This window comes from Rhizobium sp. BR 315 (assembly GCF_050577975.1).
GTDB lineage: Bacteria > Pseudomonadota > Alphaproteobacteria > Rhizobiales > Rhizobiaceae > Rhizobium > Rhizobium miluonense.
Map to the genome: position 1 here is coordinate 1 of NZ_JARWKZ010000179.1, position 558 is coordinate 558.

At 43.6% G+C, this 558-nt stretch carries 1 protein-coding gene; it reads right to left on the reverse strand.

What is annotated here, in order from left to right; all coding sequences use genetic code 11:
* A partial coding sequence (gene mdcE, locus QD409_RS35640; RefSeq protein WP_430765069.1) for a biotin-independent malonate decarboxylase subunit gamma occupies positions 1–558 on the reverse strand: 558 nt, incomplete at both ends.

Sequence of the window (558 nt, forward strand, 5' to 3'; positions counted from 1 at the left end):
GTAATTTATACAGCGGTCCTAATGATTGATAACTGCGAACATCATATGCCATTGAGGGCACGGATTTCGTTGCTTCTTCCAGCTGTTCAATTGTGCGTTTTGTTATTCTTGCTGCTGAAGCTTTTGACATTGCTTGAATGTTGATTTTGTCATTGTCAAATGCAATTAACCGGTTAGACTGTAAGCCATGAGCTAAAAACCCGCCAGAGATAGCATTGCCGACAATTAATCCAATAACAGGATGGCCCTTTTGCCGTGCTGTTGCATAAGCATCTGCGCTTGCTGCCAATGCTAGGCTGATACCAATCAGCTCTTCCTTATAGCCATACGCCTGACTTGGTACATCAATAATAGCGATAATAGGGCGTTTTGTTTCCTTGTCTGCATCTTGATGGATGACATCGCGTACTATTTGCGCAGCAGTCCAGCCCTCAAGCAGACCTACTTCCCCATTCCGAGCTCTAGGAAAATGATTATTAGCATCCGGTACAATTGCTATAYAACGAGCAAGTTGGTCATTCTTAGTTACATCAGCAGCTAGAATGGATGGTGTTGCAC